Source organism: Arthrobacter sp. 05T47, from assembly GCF_056395825.1.
The window spans coordinates 296,374-322,169 of record NZ_JBFTKG010000001.1 but is presented as its reverse complement, the minus strand read 5'-3'; the positions used below and the strand labels follow the sequence as shown (position 1 = coordinate 322,169).

Below are 25,796 nucleotides of genomic sequence, written 5' to 3'. Positions count from 1 at the left end.
TTATTCGTTAGACGTCTGACGAATAAAAATACTTGTCGTTTTGCGAGGTATTGGTTGTGCTCATGTGACGTCATCAGGCCGGCCGGTGGACCGCGTGGTCCTTGCCGGCGGCTGCCGGGGCGCCGCGTTCCCGGGACGCCGGGTAGTGCACCGGAAACGCGGCGGGTGGTGCCGGGGGTTAGAGGCCGGCGCCGATCCGTTCTGCCTCGGCCAAGGCTGCCAGGACATCGGTCGCGGTCCATGCGCCGGTGAGGTAGGCGAGGTCGGCGATGTTGAAGCGGTTGCGCATGAGGTGGCAGTTCGTGAGGGCCCAGATAACGTCGTCCTCTTTGCTGGCGTTTTCGAGCTCGGAGAACCGAGTGGGTGCGCCGGCCGCGCGAAGCGCCGCGACGATGGCTTCCGGTTCTCCCAGCAGGCCCGAGAGTACCTCGGCGTGTGCTGGCCAGGATCCGGCCGCTTCGCGGATTTTCGTTCCGGCGTCGACGGCGCGCAGGTGTTCGAGCTTTTTGGAATAGTCGGACCAGCACTCGTTGCTCGTGGCGCCGGCCTCATCCATCCAGTCAAAGGCCTCCCGCACGGTGCGCTCCGCGTCCGCCGAATCGGGGAGCCGGAGTGTGCCGATACTTCCGGCGCTGAGCCGTTCGTTCATCTTTCGCCACAGAATGGCGACAACGACGGTCGCTACGCCCACCTGGGCACCGTGGTGGGCGGTGTCCTTGCCCCGGGCGGCGTTGGCCATGTCCAGCATGTGGCTCACGACGTGTTCCATCCCGGAGGAGGGGGAGGTCTGTCCCGCGACGCCCATCGAGATGCCGGAGAGGGTCACGAACTTGGCCAAGGTGGCCAGGGACTCGGGATCGGAGGCCCCCACGCCTTCGGCCAGGCCCAGGAGTTCGGCGCCGTGGCGGCGGGTCATCGTCGCGGCCTCGGCTGAGAAGCCCCGGTCCATCCCGACTAGGGAGGACAGGTACCAGTCCGCGGGGGCGGTGAACATGGAGATCATGTCGCCGAGGCCGGAGCGGTTCAGCAGGGCCGGGGCGCCCTCGAGGACGTTGCTGTCCACGACCAGGGCGCTGGGCCAGCCGGAGTGGGCGGTGCGCTTCACGCCGTTGATGAGCAGCACGGACTGGTCGTCGGCGAAGCCGTTGACCGAGGCGGCGCTTTGTACGACGACGTGGGGCCGGTTCCCGGCGGCGACCTTGCCAATGTCGCATAGTGTGCCCGAGCCGATAGTGACGACAACGTCGGCGTCCTCGCAGCCGGCAGTCGCGGCGCTGACCGTCGCTTCGTCGGCGTGGACGTGGCCGGGGAGGACGACTTTGGTCACTGTGCCGAGGGCTTCCAGGAGACCGGTGACGGCGGGCTTGAGGAACGCGCCGGAGCCGGTGGTGTACTCGTCCTCGTCGGTGAGCAGCGCGATGTTGTTGTGGGCCGGCAGGGCGGCGACGATGTCCCGGACGGAGTCCAGCACGTCGGGGCCGATGACGACCTGGTCGAGGCCGACCAGCGGGTGGGTGAGGTAGTGGTCCAGGTCAGACGAGAGCGTCATAGCGTAATTCCTTCTGGGAGATTGATTCAACTGCGTCGAAGAGAGAGCGGTATTCCTGGTAGGCCGATTCAAGGGCCTCGACGTGGGCCGGTACGGGATCGATGGTGACGGGATCAAGCTCGACGACGGCGTCGACTGCTGATTCGAGGCTGGGGAAGGTGCCTGCGGCAACGGCGGCGAGCAGCGCCCCACCCGTTGCGCTGGTCTCTTCGGTCAGCACCTTGGCGATCGGCGTCCCGCAGAGAGTCGCCTTCGCCGAAAGCCACAGCGCGCTGCGCGCTCCGCCGCCGACGACCCGGACTGACTGGGCCAGGCCCATGGCGTCGATTCGGTCATAGATGTCCCGGAACGCGAAACAGTTCGCTTCGATGATCGCGCGGGCCATGTCGGCGGAGTCATGGTTCATGGACAGCCCGGAGAACGTCCCGCGCAGCCCGTCGTTCCACCGTGGCGCCATCGATCCGGTCAATGCCGGGATGAAGCGGACCCCGCGGGCCCCCGGCTGTGACTGGGCGGCGCGATCGAAGAACTCCTGCTGGCTGATGCCCAACACATTTTTGGCAAACCACAACGTGTTGCCGCCGGAGACGAAACCGGGGTTTTCGATCAGATAGGTGCCGTCGACCGCGTGCGCATGGGTTTCGACGAGTTTGGTCTCGTCGAAGACGGGTACGTTGCTCGAGACGCCGACCGGCTCGGCCGTGCCCAAGATGTCGACGACCACCCCGGGGCGGACGCCCCCCGCGCCCAGGCATGCGGCGTGGTCATCACCTGTGCTGACCACGACTGCGCAATTCGTGGTGAGACCGAGCGCTTCGGCGGCCTCCGCGGTCAACGTGCCGGCCACATCGGTGGCCCGGCCAATTTCCGGGAGCTTTGCCCGGTCAAGCCCGGCTGCGTCGATGAGTTCATCGCTCCAGTCGCGCGCCACGACGTCGTACAGCAGGGACGATGAGGAGTTGGCGTGGTCCTGAATGGACCGGCCGGTCATCCAGGCGACGGCGTAGCCGCCAACCGAAGGCAGCGACGCGGCCTGGCGGTAGACACCAGGCTCGTTGTCGGCCAGCCACATGAGCTTGGGCCCCGTGTGCGAGGCGTCCAGGTTCAGCCCCGTCCGGGCGAAAAGCCTGTCCGGATCGATCGCGCGGCCGAGCCGGGCCACCTGGTCGGTTGCACGCCGGTCAAGCCAAATAATTGCCGGCCGCAGCGGGCGCATGTTCCCGTCAATGGGAACCACGCCGTCCACCTGACTAGAGAGCCCAATGTGTGTCACGTCGGCCGGCTTGACGCCCGTCTGGGCCAGCACCGCGCGGACACTTGAGGCGATGCCGTTCCGGTAATGCGCCGGGTCCTGTTCAGCCCAGCCACTGTGCGGATGCGCCATTGCGTAGCCAGTGTTTGCTGTTGCGACGATGTCGCCCTCCGATGACATGAGCACTGCCTTGGCGCTTTGCGACCCGAGATCACATCCGATTACATATCCCATGAAATACTCCTTTGTATCCCAGCGGCCTTCCCCCAAAGCCATCACATCTGCGTGAGTCGTCAGACGTCTAATAACTAGGGTAGAGGGGTGTTCTGCAATCCGTCAACTCAACGGGCCTACCGGCCGCATCGGGCCTCTCGGCAGCAGGCCGCCTCGGCCGTCGGCGCCCAACCACCAACCGCAGTGGAGCGAGTAAACACCCTGCCGGTACGCTCCGGATTCCGCCTGTTTCCGCGAGGCAACAACTGCCTCAACGGCGTGACGTAATCCGCCCATCAGCAGAGGACCGCGCCGGGGGAGTGGATCAGCCGGAGTACGGTGCCGGGCGCAGATCCATGTGGAAACCGGCGGCCGGGTTGAACGGTAAACGTCACGGCCTCAACGTTGGGAATCCAGCCCAATAAGCAGCGCGCCGAGCAGCCTCACACCGAAGCCGGTTGCTCCGGCCGGAGTGACTCCGTAGCCGGCTGAAGCCCAGGCCGGTCCGGCAATATCCAGATGCGCCCACGGGATCCCTTCGGGAACGAAGGCCTTGAGGAACATTCCTGCCGTCAGGGTCCTGGCCGTGGAACTTCCGGGAAAGTTGCTGTAGTCCGCCACCGCAGAACGGAGCTGATCCTCAAGATATGCAGGCAGGGGCATCGGCCACACTGCTTCGCCGGTTTCGGCGGCCGCGTGGACAATCGCTTCCTGCAGATCATGGTCGTTGGAAAGGAGGGCTGCCGTGCGATCGCCCAGGGCATGCACGGCGGCATAGGTGAGCGTGGCAAGATCCACTCATGAAGCAACTGCTCTCGACCCTCAACTGACTTCCCCCGAACTTGCCACTCCGCTTGAAAGGAACACACCTTGTCGACCGACAACAGCCTGACTTTGACCGTCAAGAATGCCTTGATCTTCGACGGATCCTCCGCGAAACTTGCCGCCGGATCCGTACTGTTCAGGGACGGGAATATCGAGGCAGTCGGGGACGTGAGCCCGCAGGGCAACATCATCGATGCCGGCGGAAAAGTGCTGGTGCCGGGCCTCATTGACGCACATTTCCACGCCTACGCAGTGGGCCTGGGCGGTCTGGAGGTCGAACGAAGCCCCCTGAGCTATGCCGCCATTGTCGGGACCCAGCGGCTGGGTGCCGCACTGCACCGCGGATTCACCACCGTCCGGGACGTTGCCGGCGGCGACATCGGCCTGGACCGCGCCATCAAAAGCGGCCTGTTCGCCTCACCAAGGTACTACTTCACCGGCCCGGCCCTGAGCCAGACGGGCGGCCACGGGGATCCCCGTTCGGCGGACGTGGACATCTGCTTCAGCCACGGCCACATGTGTGCGGTCGTGGACGGGGTGGACAATCTCCGCAAGGCGGTCCGCGACCGGTTCCGCACCGGCAGCCACGCCATCAAGATCATGACGTCGGGCGGGGTGGTTTCGCTGACCGACCCCATCCGGCTTCCCCAGTACTCGGCAGAAGAAATCCGTGCCGTGGTGGACGAGGCTTCGCGGAGGGGGAGCTACGTTGCCGCCCACGCCTATTCGCCGGAGGCCATCAAGCACTCCATTGAGAACGGCGTTCGGTCAATTGAACACGGAAACCTCCTGGACAGGCAGACGGCGGCACTCATGGCCGAACTCGGCAGCTTCCTGGTTCCCACGCTGGCTGCCTACCATGCCATGGACCGCAGGGGTGAGGCGCTGGGGCTGAATCCCATCTCCCAGCGAAAGAACGCCGAGGTGCTCGAGTCCGGCAAGGCGGCGATCAACCTGGCACTGGATGCCGGTGTCAAGGTGGGCTTCGGTTCCGATCTGATGGGCGAACTGGAGGACGACCAACTGACCGGTGTGCGGCTTCAGATCGAGGCCGCCGGCGTCCTGGAGACGCTGCGTTCAATGACTGCGGTGAACGCCCAGATCCTCCAGAACCCTGACCTTGGCCGGATCGCCCCCGGTGCTGCGGGGGACGCCCTGATCCTGGACGGCAACCCGTTCGATGACCCGGCCGTTTTATGGGACGGGCAGCGTCCGCGGACGGTCATCCAGCACGGGCGCATCGTTTCCGACGCAGGAAAGCAATGACCCTGCCCTTCCTGGACGCGGCGTCGCTCTCAGGGTTGCTGACCCCGGCAGCTTCCGTGGCGGCCCTTGGAGCTGAACTGCTGGACGGACTGGATCCGGAAAAGGACGCGCCCCGGCTGTTCAGTCCGCTCGGTGCCGGCGAATTCCTGCTGATGCCGGCGGAATCCAGCCGCTATGCGGGAATCAAGGTGCTCACCGTCGCCCCGGGCAACCCCGCACGGGGTGAGCCAAAGATCCAAGGCAGCTATCTGTTGTTTGATGCCCGGAGTCTAGCGCCGCTGGCGGTCTTGGACGGTGCTGAGCTGACGTTGATCCGGACGTCGTCCGTCACCGCCATGGCCATCAAGAACATGCTGGCAGCAGATCCCCGGCGGACTGCCGGTACGGCTTCGATCGGCCGCCTGGCCGTGGTCGGAACGTCCTTGCAGGCGGATCGGCACATCCGGGCAATCACGGAAATCTGCGACGTCGCCGAGGTGGTTGTGATCGGCCGCCGCGATGAGGCCGCAGCTCAGCTGGCCGCCAAATGGTCCTGCCGCGGCAGGACCGCCCGCGCCGGCAGCCACGCGGACATTCCAGGCGCGGACGTCATCGTGTGCGCCACCTCGTCCTCGACCCCGGTCCTGGACAGTGCTGCGGTGGCGGATGGCGCCATAGTTGCCGCCATCGGGTCGCACGGCCTCCACGCCCGGGAAATCGACCCTGCCCTGGCGCGTCGTGCCGACGTGGTGGTTGAGGGCAGGGCGTCGGCCATGCAGGAATCAGGCAACCTGATTCCGGCCAGATCCGTTGAGGAATGGAATGAGCTGCCGTTGACCAACCTGGCGGAGCTCATTGCGGGCCGCTTCACACGGCGGCCGGACGCGCCCGCCCTCTATACAGCCGTGGGGATGTCCTGGGAGGACATTGTGGTGGCGTCCCGGGCGTTCGAGCTCGCCTCCGGAACTCTCCAGGAGCATCCCGGAGCTGGGTGAAGCGGGCCTCCCTCCCAGACTGGCGCGGCCAGCGGCCGCGCCAGTCTGGGGTGCGCGGCCGCCGTCGGGGGTTCGTTACCGCGGGAGCCCAGTGGCTCGCTCCTTGCCTGCCCAGGCAGGAAGATCCCCGGAAACCCGGGGATCTTCCTGCCTCAAGTCACGCAGGCAGTGCTGTCACACTGTGGGGGCGATGTTCTGGTTCAACCGGAATAGATTGGTGGGATCGTATTCGTTCTTCAGCTCCACGAGCCGCCGGTAGGTGTCTGCCGGGTATGACGCCCGGACGAGCGCGGTATTCGCTTCACCTGTGAAATTCACGTAGGCCGCCGCATCCGGGCCGAGCGCGGACGTCACGCCCCGGGCCCATTCGACGACATCCGCGAAGCCCTCCGCCGTCGGCGTGCGCGCAATAACATTGACGATGAATTCCTGGTCCCGGAGTGCGAAGGCCGTTGCTTCGGCAGGAACCCGGCCTACCGCGCCGCCGAGGTGGTGCAGGTGGATCTCCGTCATGGCGTTGGGGAATGCTGCAAACGAGTCCAGCAGGACGCGCATGGACGCGTCGTCGGCGCCGGGCAGAAATGCCGAGCGGAAATAGTTGTGCACGCCCCGCGGGTACAGCGGATCGAGCGCCTGCTGCCACCCCGCGTACGGGTTGGCCGCGAAGACATCCGCGATGACCGTGCCCAACGACCGGAAGGGCGCGGTGGCGGCCTCGCCGGCATCGAGATCTCCGGACCAGCACCCTCCCACGGCGATGACCGGCTTGCCGTGCACCGATTCTGGCAGGAACGGGACCGGCGGCGCCGTGGTCATGTTGACCAGCGTGGTCAGCTCATCGGGGGCCGCCGCGCAGGCAGCCCGATAGCCGCTCAACACCTGCTCCGCCTCTTCTCCGGGGTAGAAAACCAGGCCGGACAGGACGACGGGCCCCACTTCGTGCAATTGATACTCGAAGGACGTCACCACACCGAAATTGCCGCCGCCGCCGCGCAGCCCCCAAAACAAATCGGGGTGCTCGTCCGCACTGGCGTGAACAAACTGCCCGTCAGCGGTGACGACGTCGGCGCCGACCAGGTTGTCGCTGGCCAGCCCGTGCTTGCGCACGAGCCAGCCGATGCCGCCGCCGGTGGTGAAGCCGGCGATGCCGGTCGAGGACACCAGGCCGCCGGTCACCGCAAGCCCGAATTGCTGGGTCTCTGCATCCACGTCCTTCCACGTACACCCTGCCTGTGCCGCCACGCGGCGGCGGGCACGGTCCACCTGGACCCCCTTCATCAGCGAAAGGTCCAGCACGATACCGTCGTCGACGGTGGAAAACCCGGGGATCGAATGGCCACCGCCGCGAACCGCCAACGGCAACCCCTCGCTGCGCGCGAGATCGACCGTGCGGATCACATCTGCCACACCCGCACAGCGTGCGATGAGCGTCGGGCGGCGGTCGTGGGCCCCGTTCCAGATGCTGCGTTCGTGGTCGTAGTCCGCGTCCCCTGGCCGGACGACTGTGCCGCGCAGGCCCGCGGCAAACTCGGCGATGGTGGCCTCGCCGATGCGGGTCGGCCCAGTCTGCGTCGTTGTCACGATGCGTTCCTCCTGATTGCTGATTGTTTGTCAGATCCATTTGCCAGATCCAGGAATAACGCTAGTGAACCGTCCTCAACGAGCACTCAACGCCGTCTCAACATCATCATCCGAGTCCCGCCTGCGCAGTGCGGCCAGCCGCTGACCGGCGATGAGGCATCTCGTTTGGTCGAAAATCGCCCCAGCCCTGTCAATTTCGCGGGCCGCCCGATGTGGGTCGCCGAGCTCGTTGGATAGTTCTGCGACCATCAACCGTTGCCAGCCAGTGTGTCGCCGCCACGGGGCGACCCTTTCCGCTGCCTGCCTGTACATTTCCCGCGCCGCCCGGACCTCCCCAGAGATCAGTTCGGCGGCACCGAGAATGGTCAACGTGGCGCCCATCCCCACCTGATCTCCCGCGGACTCGAACCCTGAGAGGCAAAGCCGAGCGTCTGTCAGGCCGCGGTCGATGTCACCACCCATGGCGCGGAGCAGGGCGATATTGATCTCGGTCAGCAGCTCGCCGCGCCGGTCGCCCAGGCCGAGCCGCAACTCCCGCGCCAAGGACAGGGCCTCATCGGCCGCACTGTAGTCGCCACAGTCGCGCAGAATGCAGCCAAGTTGATGAAGTGTTTGCGCCCTAGCAAGGTCATCTCCTAACTCGGCGAAATGTTCGGCTGCATCCGTGATGACGGATATCGCAGACTGCGTGTCTCTCGAAAGCCTGGCCGCGTAGCCGATCGCGGACAGCACGTAGCCTTTGGCTTGGACAACGCCAACCCGCCGGCCCAACAGCAGGGTCTCCTCGACGCAGGGGACCAACCGTCCGGCAATCGGGACAAGTTGCAGGCTGGGCGTGATTACCGGCAGGAAGGGTGGAGTGCTGGTGCCAGACTGTGAGAGTTCGCTCAGGCAGGTGTTTAGGTGACGGGCGGCGAGTGGTCCGTCCTCCCGGGACAACGCACACTGGCCGAGCAGCCAACTGCTGGCAGCGCAATGTTCGGGTCTGCCACCCTCGACCGCCTCGGTGTGCACGTCGGCTGCCAGCTGTTCGGCCTCTTCCAAGTCGAAAGTGCTCCAGGCGAGCGAGGTCTCAATGAGCCGGGCCATCACCACTTCGTCAGGGTTGCCGATCTCCCGCATAATTGCCAGGGCCTCCGCTCCGAGCGCCCGATGCCGATCTGCGCGGCCCTGCCGGCTGTCCAGCCCGGTCAGGCCGATTAGGGCGGCCGCGCGGGACCGGGTCGCGTCGGGAGCCACCGTCAAGGCACGCTCGACCCAACGTGCTCCCTCGACCGCGTGACCGCGGACGAACCAGAACCGCCACAGGCTGGCGGCGAGCCGGAGCGCGGTCTCGGGCTCGTGGGCGCACGACCAGCGCAGCGCAGCGCGCAGGTTGTCGTGCTCGCGGTCGAGCACCTTCGGCTGTTCGATGACCACCCCGGTGGCCCGTTCGGGATTGTGGGATTCGGCGACGGCAAGGAAGTAGGCGCAATGCGCGGCCGCCAGTTGAGCCGCCTCACCTGCATGATCGAGATTCTCGTGGCCAAACTGGCGGACCGTCTCCAATTGCCGGTATCGGGTCTCGGCGCCCCTTCTTTCGGTGACCACCAAGGACTTGTCCACCAGCTTGGCCAACAGGTCGAGCAGTTCGATCCGCTGGAGGGGCGCGTCGGCGCAGACTGCTGCCACGGCGTCGAGGGTGAAACCTCCCGCGAACACGGACAGCCGGCGCAGCAGAACCTGCTCCGGTTTGGTAAGCAGTTCGTGGCTCCATTCCAAGGTGCCACGCAGCGTCTGGTGCCGCGTGACGCCGCTGGTTCCCCCGCCGAGCATGGACAAAGCATCGCCCAATCTCTGGACGATCTCGGCGGGTTCGAGTACGGCGGTTCTGGCCGCGGCCAATTCCAGGGCCAGTGGCATCCCGTCGAGCCGCCGGCACAACTCTGTCACCCCCTGCGCGTTGTCGGCGTCGAGAGCGAAACCCGGCCGGACTTGCGCTGCCCGCTCAACGAAAAGCCGGACAGAGGGCAGACGGCCCAGCACGGCCAGGTCGAGACCGTCGGTCTGCAGGGGCAGGGGCAACGACGGCACCCGGTAGGTGTACTCCCCGTCGGCATGGAGTGGCTCCCGGCTGGTGGCCAGCACTTTAACCCCAGGGGATCCGTCGAGTAGTGCGACGACGAGTTGCGCACAGGCCGCCAGCAGGTGTTCGCAGTTGTCCAGCACAAGGAGCAGCGAGCGTCGCCGCAGTTGGTCGACCAGCGCTTGCACGCGGTTTGGTGCCGCGCCGGAATCCAACCCGAGGACCTCGGCTACGGCATCGGCCACCAGCAGCGACTCCCCGACGGCCGCGAGGTCGACAAACCAGACTCCGTCCACGTACTCAGGACGTACTGTCTTCGCAGCCTCCAATGCCAGTCTGGTCTTGCCGCTGCCGCCAGCCCCGGTGAGGGTGAGCAAGCGAGCATGGCCCATCAGGCGCTCGACGTCAACGAGCTCACGCTCGCGCCCGATGAAGCTTGTCAACGGGGATGGCAGATAACCGATGGCATCGTCGTTGCCGGTCACGCCGGTGGGCTGGTGGAGGCGTTCCTCGGGCGGCGAGCCGGTCAACAACTCCCGAAACAGTCCGGTCGTCCGGGTGTCCGGGTCGGTCCCGAACGCGTCGAGGAGTTCGTCGACCAGCCGCTCATATCGTGCCAAAGCTTCCGACCGCCGGCCCATCCCAGCCAGCACCATCATCTGCGCGCGCACAGCCCCCTCGTGGATGGGATCGGATTCGAGCGCATGGGTGAGGATGACCAACGCTTCCTCCGGCGCGCGCTGCGCCACCGTGGACGCCAGTTTCACCAGTACTTCGCAGTGGATTTCCCGGAGCTCATCGCGGCGTGTCGTCAGCCAATCCGTATCCGGCAGCTCCGGCAAAAGGTCACCACCATACAAATCGGCTGCATCGCGCAGGCTTGCCTCGACACCTGCAGCCAACGCTGCCGCGGCAGAACGCTCGAACTGCAGGACATCGACATCGACCGGGCCAGTGTCATCCAGCACCACCACTTCACCGCGGACTGCGAGCAGGCCGTCGCTGCCGGCTCCAGCGCTGGCGAGCGTACGTCGAGCGACGTACAGGGTCTGATGCAGATTCCGTGCGGCGGCCACCGGCTCCATGTCAGGCCATAGGCGGTCCAGTACCTGCTCGCGCCGGCCGCGCTGACCACGCGCCAACGCCAGCATCGCCACCACGGCCTTTGCCTTGTGCAGCCGCCAGTGGCTGTTCTCGACGGCGTTCCCGTTGACGTACACGGTGAACGAGCCGAGAAGCTGGATGCGCAACCCGCTTTGGGTAGGCTTCATGGTTCTTCAGTATCCGCCCGCCTACCCGCGTTGTCGAACAACGAAATTTCCCACACGCACGCTGCCTTGGCGCACTCTGTGAGCGGCCCACCACTGGCAAGCAAACCGCCAGAACCACAGCAGCCAATCGCCGACGACGACCGAATCCAGGCGCTGGCAAACGCTTTCGGCGTATTTAGGTGCGAGACCTGCCGCGGATGAAGTGGAAGATCAGAACTACGACGGCAATAACCAAAAGCAAGTGAATGAGCCCCCCGCCGATGCCGCCGAGCAATCCGAGAAGCCAGAGAACGGCGATAATGATGGCTATCCAAAGCAACATGAGAGTCTCCCTTGTGTGTCTGCGGATGGACGTGCTGATTTTGCGTCTCGGCCGGTCTGCAAATTTTGGCGCACGGCGGGAATGACGTGACGGTCAGAGCCGCGTTGAGTGACGGTACCGGCACGTCTCCTCGTCGTATCTACCGCTTTGATCAACCCTGATGCGCATCCATTTCCCAGGATCCAGTTCGTGATTCCGGCCAGAGGCCCACGCAAGTATCGCGTGGTGCGCTTCACCCTATGTCAGGACCGGGTTCTTGGAAATGGAAAACAATAAGCGGTTGTCACGTATAGGGCTTGAGGCACCCTCACCGAGGGGTCGGTCCCTTGCTCGGCTCGCGAAGCGGCTTGAACACTGACGAAGAATCGATGGCAGACATCGCTGCCAAGATCGCCGTTCTGGTCGACGTGTGGGACCTGGTCGGGCCCCGGTCCGACGGCGGACGGGGGCCCGACGCTGGTTAGAGGGCCGCCAGCAGATCCTTCATTTCCTGGATTTCAGCTTCCTGAGCGGTCACGATCCCCTTGCTCAGCTGGATGGCTTCGGGGTTCTTGCCTTGGCTGCTTTCAGTCTTGGCCATCATCACCGCCCCCTCGTGATGGGCAATCATCTGGGTCAGGAACAGCTTGGCCGCTTCGGTGCCCTGGGCGGCGTCGAGCTTCTTCAGGTCGTCATCGCCCATCATCCCGTCGCCCATGCCATGACCGCCGGCCATCTGGGTGGGTTCGTTCCAGGTCTTGAGCCATACCGTCATTTGCTCGATTTCGGGCGCCTGCGCGGCCTTGATCTTCGTGGCCAGCGCGGTGATCCGCGCATCCATTCCCTGCTTCTTGAGAATCATGTCGCTCATTTCCACGGCCTGGGTGTGGTGCGGGATCATCCCTTGGATGAACATGGTGTCGGTGGCGTTGTGGTCCGCGGTTGCGGGGGCTGAGCTTGACGACATGCCCATGCCGCCGCTGCCCATACCCGGCATGGCGCTGGTGGGTGTACTTCCGGAGTTGCCGGCGCAGCCGGCAAGGGCGAGGGCGGCGGCGATGGCCAGGGCAGAAATGGTCAGGGTCTTCTTCACGGTGATAAGTCCTTCAATCATCAAATTGGCGCTGTTGCGCGCCTGCGGATGACACGTCAGCGCTGCGGGAATACCGCGCGGTAACGTGTCGGGTAAGTGGGGGCGCCGGGCATGACACGGCGCGGTCCGGTCTTACGTCCGACTGATGGACAGATCGCCTGGTGAAGGACTCGCAGGCATATAAGAGTATTTTCGGGCGGCGTCGTTTCCGCACAGGTCCGGGGTGTGGATGGACGTGGGTGCCGCGCCCGGTGGGGGCGCGGCCAGGGAGGTCCCGGCCGCCGAGGGCACACAGGCCGAGTGCATTGATGCAGGGTCGGTGCAGCTCGATTCGCACGCGCACGTCGCCGACGGCTCGTCCGTTCGGCTGTTGCCCGTCAGGCCGGGACCCGGCGGGGTCGCACGGGGCGGCGCAATGGAGTCATTGGCGGTTGTAACGGCGCTCAGGTCATGGGCGCCAGGATGTGATGCGAGGCTCTGTGCCGTTTGGGAGGACGTCCCCGCAGATTCCGTGGAGGAAGTCACCCCAGTCATGGCATGGGCGCCATGTATTCCCGTCATGATGTGCATCCCGAGGAATCCGGCCACGACGGCAAGAACGCCCATCACTAGGAATCCGCGGCGGAGGGCAGCTGTGGCATGGTTCATGAAAGCTGCGGCCACGCTGTTTTCCCTCCGGATAGTAGTGTCGGACGTCGGACAGGCTAAGGCTACAGGCTGGGCGTTGGCCGGGCCGTCGTCGGGACACGTGCTGCCGGTGCCTAGCGGACTTCGATGACTCCCATCATTCCCTGTCCTCGCGGTCCGGGATGTGGCAGCGTGATGGAACCTGTCATCGCCCACCGCAAGGATCACGGCCTCAGTGCTCGCCGAGGATCTCCACAAGGGCGTAGGAGAGGCCGAATCCGACGGCGATCGCGATGCCGGTGGCGGCGCCGGCGTCCCGGAGCCCCTCCGGCACCATGCGGGTCGTTACGTTCGTCAGGACGCCGCCGCCGGCGAAGGCGAGCGAGAAGGCTACCACCTCGGGCCGGGCGGCCTGAAGCAGCACTGTGAAGATGGCCACCGACGCTGCGCACAAGAGCGTCATGGCCAGCCAGGCGGACATAACGTGGCGGGTGGTCATGCCTGACTTGCGCAGCGGTTCGGTGTCGGCCATGGCCTCGGGCACGCCGCAGAGGAAGACAGCGGCAAGCACCGCGGCGCTGATGCCGTAGCCGCCGAGTAGCGCCCCGGTGATAACAACCGCTTCGGCGACCACGGACAGCCCGATCACTAGGAACCTGGGCTCGTGGACGGGAGGTTCGGACAGCCGCCGGCCTCGCACGGCACCCGTCACCACCCACGCCGTCGCCACGGCCCCGCCGATCAGTCCCACCCCGACATAACCGCTCCCGCCGGCCAGCCGCCCCGCCTCCGCCACGAGCTTGTAAGCGACGGCCGAGAGCAGGGCGCCGGCACCGAGCCCGGTCAGGATGCCGAGCAGGATGCTGTTGCCAACGCGCCACCGCAGGGCGAGCAGTCCACCCAGGAAGTACGAGGACCCGGCAAGCAGACCCCAGCCAAATGCTTGCAGCATCGGCGCCCCTTTCGGCTTAGGCACTAAAGCCCCGTGCCTAGGCATCATCCCGAACGGCCACGGGAATGGCAAGGGCCGCGCGCGAGGCGCAGCGGTCTGGAAACTGCGCTCCGGTCCCGGAGGAAGGGGCCGAGCATCAGGGCGACAGCAGCCCCTTGCAGAGAACCGGGCCCATACGGAGACCATCTTCCAGCCCATGATCGAACTGCTGGGGTAACTAGATGACGAACACGGGAACGCAGGAGGTTGAAGGGGTGACTTTGCATCGGTCGAAGAGCCCACATCTTCGGTGGCGACGAGAGCGTTCTCCGCATCACTTGGAAAGGCGATGACTTGAAACAGTCGAAGGACTACAACATCGAGTGAAAGCCCTGTCTCCCACACCAAAACAGCTTCGCTGCTCTAGTGCTGCCGCTTTTCTCCCGTCCGCAGAGGGATCCTGCAGCGAGCGGTCAGGCCGGGTCAGCTGCAAGGACGTCTTTGCGGATTGCCCAACGGCCGATGGCTGCCGCTGCGCCAACGGTTGCCCATGGGATCAGCAACCAGGGCTGCCAGCCGAGACCCAGGACGCTTCCCAGCAGCCAGAATACGAGGGTGGGCACCGCGAAAAAGGCTCCGATGTGGATCCATTGATAACGGACCGGGCGCAAAAGGTAAGCCAACACCCAGGCCAGTGGCGCCGCAAACACCAGGGAAACTCCGAAGCCATAAAAAACCACCATGCCCAATAAGCCCCACACGTGGCCAGCGTCGGTGCCGTCGCGCGAGGCGGGCACACCATAGCCTGCCGCCACCAGAAGAAGTAGCACGCCCACCCACAGCGAGGTGGCGATGAGCCAACCCTTGATCAACGCGTACGCATCCAGGACCACTCTGTGGGACCGGACTGCCCGCGGCTGCGCCGCATGCCCCAATGCCATGGGCTTAGCCTACCGATCCGCAAGGGGGCGAGTGACGAGGGGCAGGGGGCTCGCCCGGAGGGGGTGCCCGCGGGGACTCAGGTGCTGTTTACAACGGAAAAGGTCGGCAAGGCATAGTGCTCAAGGGCGACGCCGTGGTGGAGGACAAGGAGATTGAGGCTAAGTGGGCGAAGGTCTTCGCGAAAAACCCGCACGGGGGTGGATCATGCAGCACCCGATCCATACGGACGCGTGATCGCCTCGAGGAAATGTCCGTCAGGATCCGCGAAGTAGACGCCGCGTCCGCCGTCGTTGTGGTTGATCTGGTGCGGGCGGGACCGTCCAGGGTCTGCCCAGTAGGGGATGCCCTGGGCCTGGATCCTTGCGAAGATTCCGTCGAAGTCCTCCTCGCTGACCAGGAAGGCGTAGTGCTGCGGGGAGATGGGCCGGTCCGTCGTAGCGAAATCGAGGGCTACTCCATGGTCAAGCGGTACGGTCATGAAAGACCACATAGGTTGGGGTTCCGGCAGCCCGAGTACGTTGGCCAGGAACGTCGCCGAACGGCGCTTGTCTGTTGCGTAGATGATGGTGTGGTTGAAAGTGACCGTCATGGTGGCCTCCTTGGGTGTGGTTGTCAGACACCATCTGACGTCCAGCCCCCGGAAGAATTCAAGAGAGCGGGGGAAGTGCAGTGTCGGAGGCGGGCAGGGTTGCCGCCAAGTGATTGGCAGGGCCGTGCCACTTCAGCCAGGACCCTACGCCCATGCCCTGGCAACCAGGTCTCCTGCAGGACCGAGGATGAAGTCCACATTGAGAGATGAGCTGGGCCCCTCACCCATAGAGATCTTCTCGTCGAAAGACCCAAAGGTGGCCGGCAAGAAGTACCCCACGTTGTCCCAGTAATACTGGAAGACATACGTGAGGGGATCTTCGATCGTATCCAGGTCCTCCCCAAGGCGGTACACAACAATGGCCCTCTGGCGGACCTCTTTTGAATTCGAGCACCAGGGCAGTATCAGCCCTCCCGCATTGGCCATATTTCCAGGCGGAACCTTGTCCGTGTCCCTCGGAATGATCCCCGAGGGATCGCCCGGGCCAAAGAGGGGATTCCACTCAAGGTCCTCGTAGAACAGGTTCATGCCAGCATCGGCTGGCTGTCCCGGCCGGCGGGTTCGGTTGGTGAGCCTTTCCAGGCCTGAATTCCACAGGAGTGGTCCTCTGCGGTCCTGGGCGCCGTACGAAACTTTCTTCCGCGACGCGGAAATGGATGCCCGCGCAGCGTCTTTGGCGGCCCTAACCGCCGTTACCGTCTTTGGGCCCGGGGGCGGATGCTCGAGATCCATCCTTACTTCTCCTGTCCAAGAGGTCACCGAAGCGCCCCCGAGGTTGACCGCAGGCGGCTCCGCCTGGGAAGAGCACAAGGGATGCATTGTGGTCCGTTGTGCACCCGGTTGTCGCGGCACGAGGGCTGGGCCCGGACGGCTATCGGCCATCAGAGGCATGGCTCTCGTGTGAACATTGCTCCGGTGCTTGCCATGCGTCAAGGGACTATGGGCACTGACAACCCTGATAGTTTCGCGTCCCCGGGCAGCGGCAAGGGCGGCGCCACGCACTGTCCAAGGATGAACTCAGCATTGCCGGATGAAATGATCGGACAGTGATCGACTTCGGACTTGTGCAATTGGCAGGGGGTACCGTCTCGCTGCACGACGCCCGACGTCAGCGCAGGTGGAGTGTGGATCTCGTGCCATTTGAAATCGGGTGCGTCCCCGTGACTGAAGAACTCCACGCGCGCGTGTCAGGGCTGGCGCCGTCCATATCCCGCCGGCCTGCAACAGACCTGACCTGGTGGGATGTGATTCGTTTCTGCAACGAGGCTTCTGCACTCGCGGGTCTGCCTGCTGCGTACACGCTGGACAATGGCGAGGCGGAGTGGCACCCGGAGCGTCCGGGCTACCGGCTCCCGACCGAAGCGGAATGGGAGCATGCGTGCCGGGCGGGGACGTCGGGGCCGCGCTACGGCGATCTTGGCGAAGTCGCATGGACCGCGGCCGACGGCGTGTTGAGTCCGCAAATCGTGGGCATGAAACGACCCAATACCTTCGGCTTGTTCGACACGCTCGGCAACACCTGGGAGTGGTGCTGGGACTTCCTCGATCCCGCTCGGTATGGAGAGTATCGCGTGTTCCGGGGTGGGGGCTTTGCTGATGAGGCGTGGAGCGTACGAGCCTCGGTCCGGCGCGGCGGTGCCCCCGATATGCATCACGAGGATGTGGGGTTCCGGATCGCTCGGGGAGCCGTAACTGGCGGCGACACGGTGCAGGGGTGGTCCGCTCGCACCGATCGTGAGCGCGCCCAAACGCCGGGCCCACGCCCCGCCGGTTGGACCCCGCGGCAAGACATGTAAGGCCGAGGTTGTGTGCGGGCCTAGCGGGTCACGTTACTGCCCGGCAGCTCGGGTTGGCTGGCGCGGACGTTGAACACCTCGAGAGACCGGATTTCTTGAAGACCTTTCCCCGGATTCATGACCAATGAGAAGCAGCCACGATGGCGGCCGGGGCCGGGATTACATGCAGGCACAAGTGCGGCAGGATGTGGGTTATGCCAATTGATGTCGAAGCGGTGCGCCAGCAGACCCGTGGTGCCCTGAGCGTGTCCCATCTGAACAATGCGGGAAGTTCGCTGGTCCCCAGTCCCGTATTGGAAACCGTGGTGGCTCATCTGCGCCGTGAGGAAGAGATCGGCGGCTATGAGGCGGCGGAGGAGGCTGATGATCGGCTGAAGGGCGTGTACTCCTCGGTGGCCCGGCTGATCGGGGCCGGGCCCAACGAGATAGCCCTGGCCGAAAACGGCAGCCGTGCCTGGGCGGCGGCGGTGTACAGCTTCCCTTTCGTCTCCGGAACCCGCGTGCTGATCGGACACACCGAATATGCCGGCAACGTCATTGCGCTGCGGCACCTTGCGCGTCGTCATGATCTGCAGGTTGTGGTGCTCGACGACGATTCCCACGGGCAGGTTGACGTGGAGCACCTGCAGCGGGAGCTTGAGCGCGGAGACGTGGCCATGGTGGCCCTGACCCATGTGCCCATGGCCAACGGACTGGTAAATCCGGCGGCGGAGGTTGGCAAACGCTGCCGCGCTGCCGGGGTGATGTTTGTGCTCGACGCATGCCAGTCGGTGGGCCAGATGCCGTTGGACGTGCAGTCATTGGGCTGCGACGTTCTGGCGGGCACGGGGCGGAAGTTCCTGCGCGGACCACGCGGCACCGCTTTCCTCTATGTGCGCGCTGGAGTCATGGACCGGCTTGAGCCGGCCATGCTGGACGGGCATTCCGCCGTTCCGACCGGTGCCGGGGGCTTTGAAATTCGCGGCGATGCCCGGCGATTTGAGAGCTGGGAGGCCAGTGCCGCCGGACGGCTGGGCCTGGGCCGGGCAGCAGATTACGCCCTGGCCCTGGGGCTGGACGCTGTTCAGGAGCGTGTTGCCGCGCTCGCGGAGCGGCTGAGGGGCGACCTGGCGGCGGTTCCCGCGGTCACTGTCCATGACCGCGGGATCATCCGGTGCGGCATCGTCACGTTTTCGGTGAAGGGAAGCGACGCCCGGAACATCAGGAGCCGGCTGGCGGATGAACGGATCAATGTCTCCGTGGCGCCCCCATCTGTCCGGGCCGAGACACTTCCCGCAGGCAGGTGGCCGGGGGAGGACATGGTGGTGCGGGCCTCGGTGCACTACTACAACACCGAGAGCGAGCTACAGCGACTGGTCGACTTCCTTCGGTGAACGTCGCGGGGGTACCTGACGGTACCCGTTCACCGGCCAGCCTAGACGGCTTCGGCCAGGGTCATGGCGTAGCGGTTCTGCCGGTCGGTCCATTGCCCGACGGCGGCGAACCCCGCTGTTTCGACCTCTTCAACCACGCCCTCGGGGCGGAACTTGGCCGAAATCTCCGTTCGCAGTTCCTCACCCTCGTGGAAATGGACGTCCATGGCCACTCCGGGGAGTCGGACCAGCATTGGTCTGCTGGCGCGCAGCCGCATCTCGATCCACTCCTCCTGGGGCCTCCATACCGCCACGTGCTCAAAGGCCATCACGTCGAAGTCGGCACCCAGCTCGGCGTTGAGGACGCGCAGCACGTTCCGGTTAAACTCGGCGGTGACTCCTTCCGCGTCGGCGTACGCCGGAACCAGGATGTGTGGTGATTTCACCAGATCCGTGCCGAGCAGCAGCGAGCCGCCGTCGTCGCCGAGCAACTCGCGGACGTCCGCGAGGAAGCGGGCCCTGGCCTCAGGCTCAAGATTGCCGATGGTACCGCCGAGGAACGCGATCATGCGGCGTCCCGTCCGTGGCAGAAGGTGCAGCTGGGTCTCGAAATCCGCGGCCACAGCCTGCAGTTTGAGGTCGGGAAAGGCCGGAGCCAATTCGCTTTGGGCATCCAGCAGTGCGGTGTCGCTGACATCCACGGCAACGTAGCGGCGGAGGGATCCGGTCTTCCTGAGGGCGTTGAGCAGCAGCGGGGTCTTCCGGGAAGATCCGGACCCGAGCTCGATCAGCGTCTCTGCAGGGCTCGCAGCCGCCATCTCCGCTGAGTAGAGCTCCAGCACCTCACGTTCGGCCCGCGTCGGGTAGTACTCCGGCAGCTCGGTGATCCGCTCAAACAGTTCGCTGCCGAGCTTGTCATAGAACCACTTGGGCGGCAGCGTCTTTGGCGATGCTGTGAGTCCGGCGCGCACATCGGCGCGCAGGCTGCGCCCCAGGTGGTCCGGAGGCAGGTGGTGAATGATTTCGGAGCGTTCGGTGGAGAGGCTCATGGGGCCACCTGTTCCTTCGTGAGGTTGGAAATCGGACGTATGTCGACGTGATCTGCGGTTGCGGTCAGGAGGCAGTTGTCGGGCACTTCGTGCCAGCCGGGGCCGTCGTCGGATGGTTCGCTGGCCACCACGACGCTCCCGGGGCCGGTTCGCCAAAAAAGGGTATCCCCGGCAGCTGTGGCTGCGATGTGCGTGCCGTCGGTGAGCAGAAAGTTCAGCCGGGCACTGGTGGCGGCGGTGACACTGCGGACTACGTGCGTCAGCGCATCGCCGGCGCTGTCCCCGGCGGCGAGCTGTTCGAGGACGAGGGCCCAGAGCAGGGCGGAGTCGACTTGGGCTTCGAGTGCCAGCAAGCGCGACGTCGGAAGCGCCGCGGCCAGACCTTCCAACGCGTCCGGCCAGCCCTCGACGCGTCCGTTGTGGCTGAAAAGCCAGGGGCCGCTCGCGTACGGGGCAGCAGCTGACTCCTCCTGGGTCATCCCCGATGTCGCGGATCGGACGGCCGCGAGAACGGCCCGGCTTGAGGTAACTCTGGCGACGTCGGCGAATGACCTGTCCGCCCAGATCGGTATGGCGCGGCGGTAACGGGCAGGCAGGGGATCGCCCGGGGCGTACCAGCCGACGCCGAAACCATCGGCGTTTACCGTCCCGTTACGCTGACGCCTGGGCGCCCACGACTGAGTTAGCAGCCCATGGCCGGGGGTGAGCAGCAGCTCCGCGAGCGGCATCGGGGATCCGATGTACGCCAGATGGCGACACATGGGCTAATGCACCTCGGCTGGTGCGGCGTCGCGCGCTGTGCGGAACCCGGCAAAAATCTGCCGGCGGATCGGGTAGTCCCAGTTCCGGAATGTCCCCCGGCACGCGGCCGGGTCAGCCGCCCAGGACCCGCCGCGCAGCACCTTGTAATCAGATCCGAAAAACACTTCGCTGTACTCCCGATACGGGAAGGCGTTGAAACCGGGGTACGGGCGGAAGTCACTGGAGACCCATTCCCAGACATCACCGATGAGCTGGCGCACTCCCAGCGGTGATGTTCCTCCCGGGTAGGAGCCGGCGGGCGACGGCCGGAGCGCTGACCCGCCAAGGTTCGCGTGATGAGGTGAAGGATCTTCGTCGCCCCAGGGGTAGCGGCGCGAGCGTCCCGACCGGGGGTCGTACCGCGCAGCCTTTTCCCACTCTGCCTCCGTTGGAAGCCGGCGCCCGGCCCAGCGGGCGTAGGCGTCCGCTTCAAACCAGCACACGTGCTGCACCGGCTCGTCCTCGGGCACCGGTTCAACGACGCCGAACCTGGTCCTGAACCACTGGTGACCGTTGCGTTCCCAGTACTTGGGTGCTGCCAGCCCGGCTTCCCTGACGTGGTTCCACCCCTGGGCCGTCCACCAGCGCGGGTCGTTGTAGCCGCCGTCGTCGATGAAAGACCGGTAGGCGCCGTTGGTGACGGGAACGGTGTCGATCCAGTAGTCCGGTACATGAATCTCATGGGCTGGCCGTTCATTGTCCAGTGCCCACGGCTCCACTGAAGTCCCCATCATGAACGGCCCGGCAGGGACCAGCACCTCTTTGGCCAGGGAGGACCGGTCCGGAGGCAGGACGTCGGCCGGCAACGGCCGGGCCTGCAGGACCGGGGCGCCCACGCGGAGCTGGTGCGTGGCCAGCATCGTCTCGTCGTGCTGCTGCTCGTGCTGGATGATCATCCCGAATGCGAAGCCCCGATCCACCAGCGGCTGGCCTTCCAAGGGGATCCGGTCCAGGATGTCGAGTGTTTTGGTGCGCACTTGGGCAAGGTACTTTCGGGACTCCTCCGGCGAGAGGAGCGGCAGCGAGGGCCTGGCGCTGCGGGGATGCTCGAAAGCGTCGTACATCTGGTCGATGTCGCACCGCACCGGCTCCATATTGCCGACGTCGCGCACCAGCCAGATTTCCTCCTGGCTGCCGACATGCGCCAGGTCCCAGACCAGCGGCGACATCAGCGGTGAGTGCTGCTTCAGCAGGTCTTCCTCGTCGCACTCCGTCAGCGCATGCGTCCGTTTCCGTGCCCTTTCCAGCCCGTCGGCGATGAGCGTCCTGAGAGTTTCCGGATCGATGTCGGACCCGGGAAGGTTATCTGGCATTTTCGGAACCCTTCTCATACTCTGGCGAACAAAAATAGCTGCCGGTTCTTTGCCACCGGTCCACTCGTTCGTCCGCAGGGCTCCGGCCCCGCGCCGTGTAGCGGTCAACGAAATCTTCTGCCCGGTATCTCGTGGCGGCGTCGGCTCCCAATCGGGGCAATGCCATCAGCGCGGCCTCGGCGCAGCCGAGGGCTGCGGAGGCGAGCGCAGGAGCCGCCAGCGCGTCACGGGCCGCCGTCCTGATCGGATCGGATAGGGAAACAAGCGGGGCGCAGGCCTCTTCAGCGAGGTCGGCTGCGCGTTCATCGTCCATGAGCGCAGTCACCATGGCCGTGACCGTCTCCCAATCGCTGCCTTCCTGTGCATCGATCACCCTGATCTCCAGGAACCCCCGTGGCCGGACAGGCGGGAACAGGGTTGTCAGGTGGTAAGTCAGGTCATCCAGCGTGACGGGCCTCGGGCCGTCCCCGCGAAGCCAGTTTCGCATCGTCAGCCCGGGCGGAGCTTTCCAGGAAGCCGTCTCCGAGGGAATGCAGAGCACGAGTGCATCGAGTGCGTAGCGTGCCCAGGCGAGGCGGGGGTCCGCGGCGCTAGGGACCGCGGCGGTCCGGGTCGGATCCGTGGCCAGCCACATACGCTGACGGTTGCTGTGCCAGCCGCTGGGGACGCCGTGAAGGAACGGGGAGTTGGCAAACATGGCAACGAGGACCGGCAGCAGATTGTGCAGGCGGGACCATCGTTGATTGGCGCCGGCGGTGCCTGGGCTGTCGAATCCGGCGTCCAGGGAAATTTGCAGGGAAGCCGTGGAACACATCATCGTGCGCCCGGCAGGGCCGCTGCGGTCAAAATGATGCTCCATCGCGGCGTAGCGAGGATGATCCAGTGACCGCAAGGGCGGCCGGTTGGGGTCCAGCGCCAATGAGCCGAAGCAAAGGCCGCCGTCCGCAAGCAGGGCCTCAACGGCGGCAAGGTCTGCGCGTGTCGCCGCGACTAGCGCCGCAAGATCAGCCGCGCAGGCGGAGCTGATTTCCAGCTGACCTCCCGGCTCAAAGGTGATCACGCCTCCGCCAGGCAACGGTTCCGCCGACGCCGCCACGGCCTCGCTGACCCGTGCAACGGGCACCGGGAGCCTGTGGTTCGCGACATCGTGGACCAGTCGCTCGACCTCCACTCCGGCAGGACCCGGCGGCCCTGTCTTGAAGCACACCGACGCCACATACACCTCGGCATCGGACTCGGTGAGCGGGCGGATGACACGCCCGGGCAGCCATGCAGAGCTCACGCCACACCATTCCTTCCGCGGCGGTTGTCTTCAGGCAGCAAGCTAAACAGCCCCCTTTCTGCCTTGTCAACGATTCAGCCACTTGCAAGCGCTTCCACAGGGGCGACAGGACGGTCTTCCCGACGGGCCGCCGCCAGTGTCCTCGCCGCCGCCCTCGGTCTGGCCGTCCTGATGCCGGTGCTGCCAATGGCGCTCGAGATGCGTGCCCTGCGCCGGATGACGCCGACCGCGTTCGGTACCCTGAGGGCCCTCGAGCCCGCCATCGGCGTGATCCTCGGGCTGTTCGTGCTGCATCAGCAGCCCTCGCTTACCCAATTCGGGGGCATCGTGCTTGTTGTCCTCGCCGGCGCTGCGGCGCAGCGCGGTGGCCGCCGGCAACCGCGCTCCCGCGAACACGACGGCGCCCGCATCGACTCCGATCTCATCGGCCAAGGGCAGAAGTAGTCGACCGTCCTCCCGCCAAATGAATCCAGCAGACTGGCTATGCCCGAATTCCCTGTTTGCCCCGACGGAACAGGCCACGGAGGACTCTGACTCCACTACCGTTCAGACCTCCGTGTTGGCTCCCGAGAGCGTCTTGTCGGCGCGTTGCCGGTCTACGCCGTTACAACAGCTGCTGGGCTCGGGCAGCCGGAACGGACTCGGACCCTACGCACCGGGTAACTGCTTGCCGGCCCGGTGAACCTGGCCGCCTCCGGCTACGTGTGATCAGCGGGGCCAGTAGATTCGGCCTGCGGATACTGAAGTCAGGAAATGATCATGAAAAAGGGCATCGGGCTTGTAGTCCTTGCGGGTGCGGTGGGGCTGGCCGCACTCACCGGGTGCGGGCCGTCGCCGGGCGGCGGGGCGTACCGGCCGGGCACGTCATCGTCCGGTTCTTCGTCGGCCGGTGCGGGGGCAGCCTCCGGCTCGGCGACGCCGACCCCCGGCCAGTCCGCCGTGCCGGTCCTCAAGACAGCCAGCACTTCCCTGGGCAGCGTCGTGGTTGATGACAAGGGAATGACCGTCTACGTGTTCGACAAGGACACGGCGAATTCGGGCAAGAGTGCCTGCAATGCCGACTGCTCGGGGATGTGGCCCGCGGTCAGGGCCACGTCCTCGACGCCACCGGTGACAGGCGTCACGGGCATAGTTGGAACCATCAGTCGGGACGACGGAACGATGCAGGTGACCGTCGACGGCCTGCCGGTGTACACCTACGCGAACGACGCTGCAGCCGGAGATGTGAAGGGCCAGGGAGTCGGTGGAACCTGGTGGGCTGTTGCGCCGGACGGTGGCAAGGTAGCAAGTTCAATCTCAGGGTACTGAGCCGCCGACCTGGCATAGGGTCACTGATCGTAAGCGGCCGGTGTTGTTGGGCTGGAGTTAACGGGCGGGGTCGGCCCGGCTAGCCGCCGATGTACGACATCTCGATCTTGTGAGCGGCGGATAGGGTCTCGGGGGTATTCGCTTGGGGGGTGTGGGCCCGGCGCAGTTCCGAGTAGCGGTCCGTGCGACCGCCCCAGAGGGCTGACAATGCAGCGGAAAGCTCGACGTCGGACGCGCCGCCCCTCAGCAGTGCCCTCAGATCCGTGCCGGCTGTGGCAAACAAACAGGTGAACAGCTTTCCGTCGGCGGAGAGCCGGGCCCGCGTGCAGCCTCGGCAAAAGGCCTGCGTCACGCTGGAAATGACTCCGATTTCGCCACTGCCATCGGCGTAGCGCCAGCGGTCCGACGTCTCGCCGGGGTAGTTGGGCGCCACTGCCTCCAACGGGAACACTGCGTTGATGCGGGCCAGGACCTCGGCGGAGGGCACCACCTCGTCCATTTTCCAGCCGTTGGACGCACCCACGTCCATGTACTCAATGAACCGCAGGATAACCCCGGATCCCTTGAAATGCCTCGCCATATCAAGAATGTCCTGGTCATTCGTCCCACGCTTGACCACCATGTTGATTTTCACCGGCCCCAGACCGGTGGCCTGGGCGACCTCTGCCGCGTGCAGGACTTTGGCCACGGGATAACCGACGTCGTTCATTGCTTGGAAGGTCTCCTCCCGGAGGGAGTCAAGGGACACCGTCACACGGTTCAGCCCGGCATCTTTGAGGACCTGTGCCTTCTGCGCCAGAACCGAGCCGTTCGTTGTCATGGCCAGATCCGGCGCCAGCCCGTCAGGGGTGCGCAAACCCGCCAGCATCCGGACCAATACCTCAATGTCCTTCCGCAGCAGGGGTTCCCCGCCGGTCAACCGGATCTTCCGTACCCCATGCGCGACGGCGATGGACGCCAGCCGGGTGATTTCCTCAAACGAAAGCAACTGGTCCCGGGGCATGAAAACGAAATCCCTGCCGAAAATCTCCTTGGGCATGCAGTAAACGCAACGGAAATTGCACCGGTCCGTGACGGAAATCCGCAGGTCCCGCAGAGGCCGGCGAAACGTGTCGGTGATGGGAATGGCGTCCATGCATCGCCCTCTCCAAGCGGTAGTAGTGCCAACCGCCTGTAACCTTCAGCGTATGCCCCGCTCCAGGCGCTCACAATGGGTCGGGTTGAATGCCACGGAACGGTTTCGATGACATGGTGTCCAAAACCGCAGTAGCCCTCCAACACCCCGACGTGAGATCTAGCCAGTATCTGGGGACAGTTGTGGGAGGAGGCAGGGTGACGTCGTGGTCGCCCTGCCTCCCTCGCATGCTGCGCAGTTCCCGCGCCCGTCTTTCGGGCTACCTGTTGCGATGGAGTGCG

At 65.4% G+C, this 25,796-nt stretch carries 22 protein-coding genes; 6 read left to right on the top strand and 16 right to left on the bottom strand.

Annotated features, from left to right (window positions below; genetic code table 11):
* Window positions 1–178 precede the first annotated feature (178 nt).
* The 3 genes from AC1DEY_RS01440 to AC1DEY_RS01430 form a co-directional block, all read right to left on the bottom strand.
* A complete protein-coding gene (locus tag AC1DEY_RS01440) occupies window positions 179–1,549 on the bottom strand; it encodes an iron-containing alcohol dehydrogenase (RefSeq protein WP_476866448.1) in 1,371 nt (456 codons plus the stop codon).
* Window positions 1,533–3,035 (bottom strand): xylulokinase, encoded by a 1,503-nt coding sequence (locus AC1DEY_RS01435; protein WP_476866447.1) that lies wholly within the window; start codon window positions 3,033–3,035, stop codon window positions 1,533–1,535. The genes AC1DEY_RS01440 and AC1DEY_RS01435 overlap by 17 nt, the downstream gene beginning before the upstream one ends.
* Window positions 3,036–3,413: 378 nt before the next feature.
* On the bottom strand, window positions 3,414–3,812 hold the full coding sequence (locus AC1DEY_RS01430) for a M17 family metallopeptidase (RefSeq protein WP_476866446.1): 399 nt from the start codon (window positions 3,810–3,812) through the stop codon (window positions 3,414–3,416).
* Between the two features lie 72 nt (window positions 3,813–3,884).
* Between AC1DEY_RS01430 and AC1DEY_RS01425 the strand changes: the two genes are divergently transcribed.
* Together AC1DEY_RS01425 and AC1DEY_RS01420 are read left to right on the top strand one after the other, a co-directional pair.
* A complete protein-coding gene (locus AC1DEY_RS01425) occupies window positions 3,885–5,105 on the top strand; it encodes a metal-dependent hydrolase family protein (protein WP_476866445.1) in 1,221 nt (406 codons plus the stop codon).
* On the top strand, window positions 5,102–6,079 hold the full coding sequence (locus AC1DEY_RS01420; RefSeq protein WP_476866444.1) for an ornithine cyclodeaminase family protein: 978 nt from the start codon (window positions 5,102–5,104) through the stop codon (window positions 6,077–6,079). Before AC1DEY_RS01425 ends, AC1DEY_RS01420 begins: the two co-directional genes overlap by 4 nt.
* Before the next feature lie 174 nt (window positions 6,080–6,253).
* On the opposite strand, the gene AC1DEY_RS01415 is transcribed toward AC1DEY_RS01420, so the two are convergent.
* The 8 genes from AC1DEY_RS01415 to AC1DEY_RS01380 all read right to left on the bottom strand — a co-directional run bounded on the left by AC1DEY_RS01415 (window position 6,254) and on the right by AC1DEY_RS01380 (window position 16,007).
* Window positions 6,254–7,660 (bottom strand): FAD-binding oxidoreductase, encoded by a 1,407-nt coding sequence (locus AC1DEY_RS01415; RefSeq protein ID WP_476866443.1) that lies wholly within the window; start codon window positions 7,658–7,660, stop codon window positions 6,254–6,256.
* 75 nt (window positions 7,661–7,735) lie between these two features.
* On the bottom strand, window positions 7,736–10,996 hold the full coding sequence (locus AC1DEY_RS01410) for an ATP-binding protein (RefSeq protein ID WP_476866442.1): 3,261 nt from the start codon (window positions 10,994–10,996) through the stop codon (window positions 7,736–7,738).
* Window positions 10,997–11,171: 175 nt separating this feature from the next.
* A complete protein-coding gene (locus AC1DEY_RS01405; RefSeq protein ID WP_476866441.1) occupies window positions 11,172–11,318 on the bottom strand; it encodes a lmo0937 family membrane protein in 147 nt (48 codons plus the stop codon).
* 460 nt (window positions 11,319–11,778) lie between these two features.
* Window positions 11,779–12,411 (bottom strand): DUF305 domain-containing protein, encoded by a 633-nt coding sequence (locus AC1DEY_RS01400; protein WP_476866440.1) that lies wholly within the window; start codon window positions 12,409–12,411, stop codon window positions 11,779–11,781.
* Window positions 12,412–13,249: 838 nt separating this feature from the next.
* Window positions 13,250–13,969 carry a ZIP family metal transporter gene (locus AC1DEY_RS01395; protein WP_476866439.1) on the bottom strand — a complete coding sequence of 240 codons (720 nt, stop codon included), beginning with the start codon at window positions 13,967–13,969 and terminating at the stop codon, window positions 13,250–13,252.
* A 452-nt stretch (window positions 13,970–14,421) separates the two neighbouring features.
* Window positions 14,422–14,889 carry a hypothetical protein gene (locus tag AC1DEY_RS01390; protein WP_476866438.1) on the bottom strand — a complete coding sequence of 156 codons (468 nt, stop codon included), beginning with the start codon at window positions 14,887–14,889 and terminating at the stop codon, window positions 14,422–14,424.
* Window positions 14,890–15,092: 203 nt separating this feature from the next.
* Window positions 15,093–15,479: a VOC family protein gene (locus AC1DEY_RS01385; RefSeq protein WP_476866437.1), complete on the bottom strand. Its 387-nt coding sequence runs from the start codon at window positions 15,477–15,479 to the stop codon at window positions 15,093–15,095.
* 144 nt (window positions 15,480–15,623) lie between these two features.
* Window positions 15,624–16,007 carry a hypothetical protein gene (locus tag AC1DEY_RS01380; RefSeq protein WP_476866436.1) on the bottom strand — a complete coding sequence of 128 codons (384 nt, stop codon included), beginning with the start codon at window positions 16,005–16,007 and terminating at the stop codon, window positions 15,624–15,626.
* A gap of 518 nt (window positions 16,008–16,525) precedes the next feature.
* Between AC1DEY_RS01380 and AC1DEY_RS01375 the strand changes: the two genes are divergently transcribed.
* Window positions 16,526–17,275, top strand: a complete 750-nt coding sequence (locus tag AC1DEY_RS01375; protein WP_476866435.1) for a formylglycine-generating enzyme family protein — start codon at window positions 16,526–16,528, stop codon at window positions 17,273–17,275.
* Window positions 17,276–17,469: 194 nt separating this feature from the next.
* On the top strand, window positions 17,470–18,648 hold the full coding sequence (locus AC1DEY_RS01370) for an aminotransferase class V-fold PLP-dependent enzyme (protein ID WP_476866434.1): 1,179 nt from the start codon (window positions 17,470–17,472) through the stop codon (window positions 18,646–18,648).
* Between the two features lie 41 nt (window positions 18,649–18,689).
* Here the strand turns inward: AC1DEY_RS01370 and egtD are convergent, their stop codons facing one another.
* The 4 genes from egtD to egtA are packed head-to-tail and all read right to left on the bottom strand — an operon-like array spanning window position 18,690 to window position 23,072.
* On the bottom strand, window positions 18,690–19,676 hold the full coding sequence (gene egtD / locus AC1DEY_RS01365) for an L-histidine N(alpha)-methyltransferase (protein ID WP_476866433.1): 987 nt from the start codon (window positions 19,674–19,676) through the stop codon (window positions 18,690–18,692).
* Window positions 19,673–20,437, bottom strand: coding sequence for an ergothioneine biosynthesis protein EgtC (egtC, locus tag AC1DEY_RS01360; RefSeq protein WP_476866432.1), 765 nt, complete (start codon window positions 20,435–20,437; stop codon window positions 19,673–19,675). The genes egtD and egtC overlap by 4 nt, the downstream gene beginning before the upstream one ends.
* Before the next feature lie 3 nt (window positions 20,438–20,440).
* Complete coding sequence (egtB, locus tag AC1DEY_RS01355; protein ID WP_476866431.1) at window positions 20,441–21,790, bottom strand: ergothioneine biosynthesis protein EgtB; 1,350 nt, start codon at window positions 21,788–21,790, stop codon at window positions 20,441–20,443.
* A complete protein-coding gene (egtA, locus tag AC1DEY_RS01350) occupies window positions 21,780–23,072 on the bottom strand; it encodes an ergothioneine biosynthesis glutamate--cysteine ligase EgtA (RefSeq protein ID WP_476866430.1) in 1,293 nt (430 codons plus the stop codon). The genes egtB and egtA overlap by 11 nt, the downstream gene beginning before the upstream one ends.
* Window positions 23,073–23,135: 63 nt before the next feature.
* Between egtA and AC1DEY_RS01345 the strand changes: the two genes are divergently transcribed.
* Window positions 23,136–23,516, top strand: coding sequence for an EamA family transporter (locus AC1DEY_RS01345; RefSeq protein WP_476866429.1), 381 nt, complete (start codon window positions 23,136–23,138; stop codon window positions 23,514–23,516).
* 315 nt (window positions 23,517–23,831) lie between these two features.
* The gene (locus AC1DEY_RS01340; protein ID WP_476866428.1) at window positions 23,832–24,380 is read left to right on the top strand and encodes a COG4315 family predicted lipoprotein; all 549 of its coding nucleotides are present in this window, start codon (window positions 23,832–23,834) and stop codon (window positions 24,378–24,380) included.
* A gap of 79 nt (window positions 24,381–24,459) precedes the next feature.
* Here AC1DEY_RS01340 and moaA read toward each other — a convergent pair whose 3' ends face one another.
* On the bottom strand, window positions 24,460–25,515 hold the full coding sequence (gene moaA, locus AC1DEY_RS01335; RefSeq protein ID WP_476866427.1) for a GTP 3',8-cyclase MoaA: 1,056 nt from the start codon (window positions 25,513–25,515) through the stop codon (window positions 24,460–24,462).
* Window positions 25,516–25,796 lie beyond the last annotated feature (281 nt).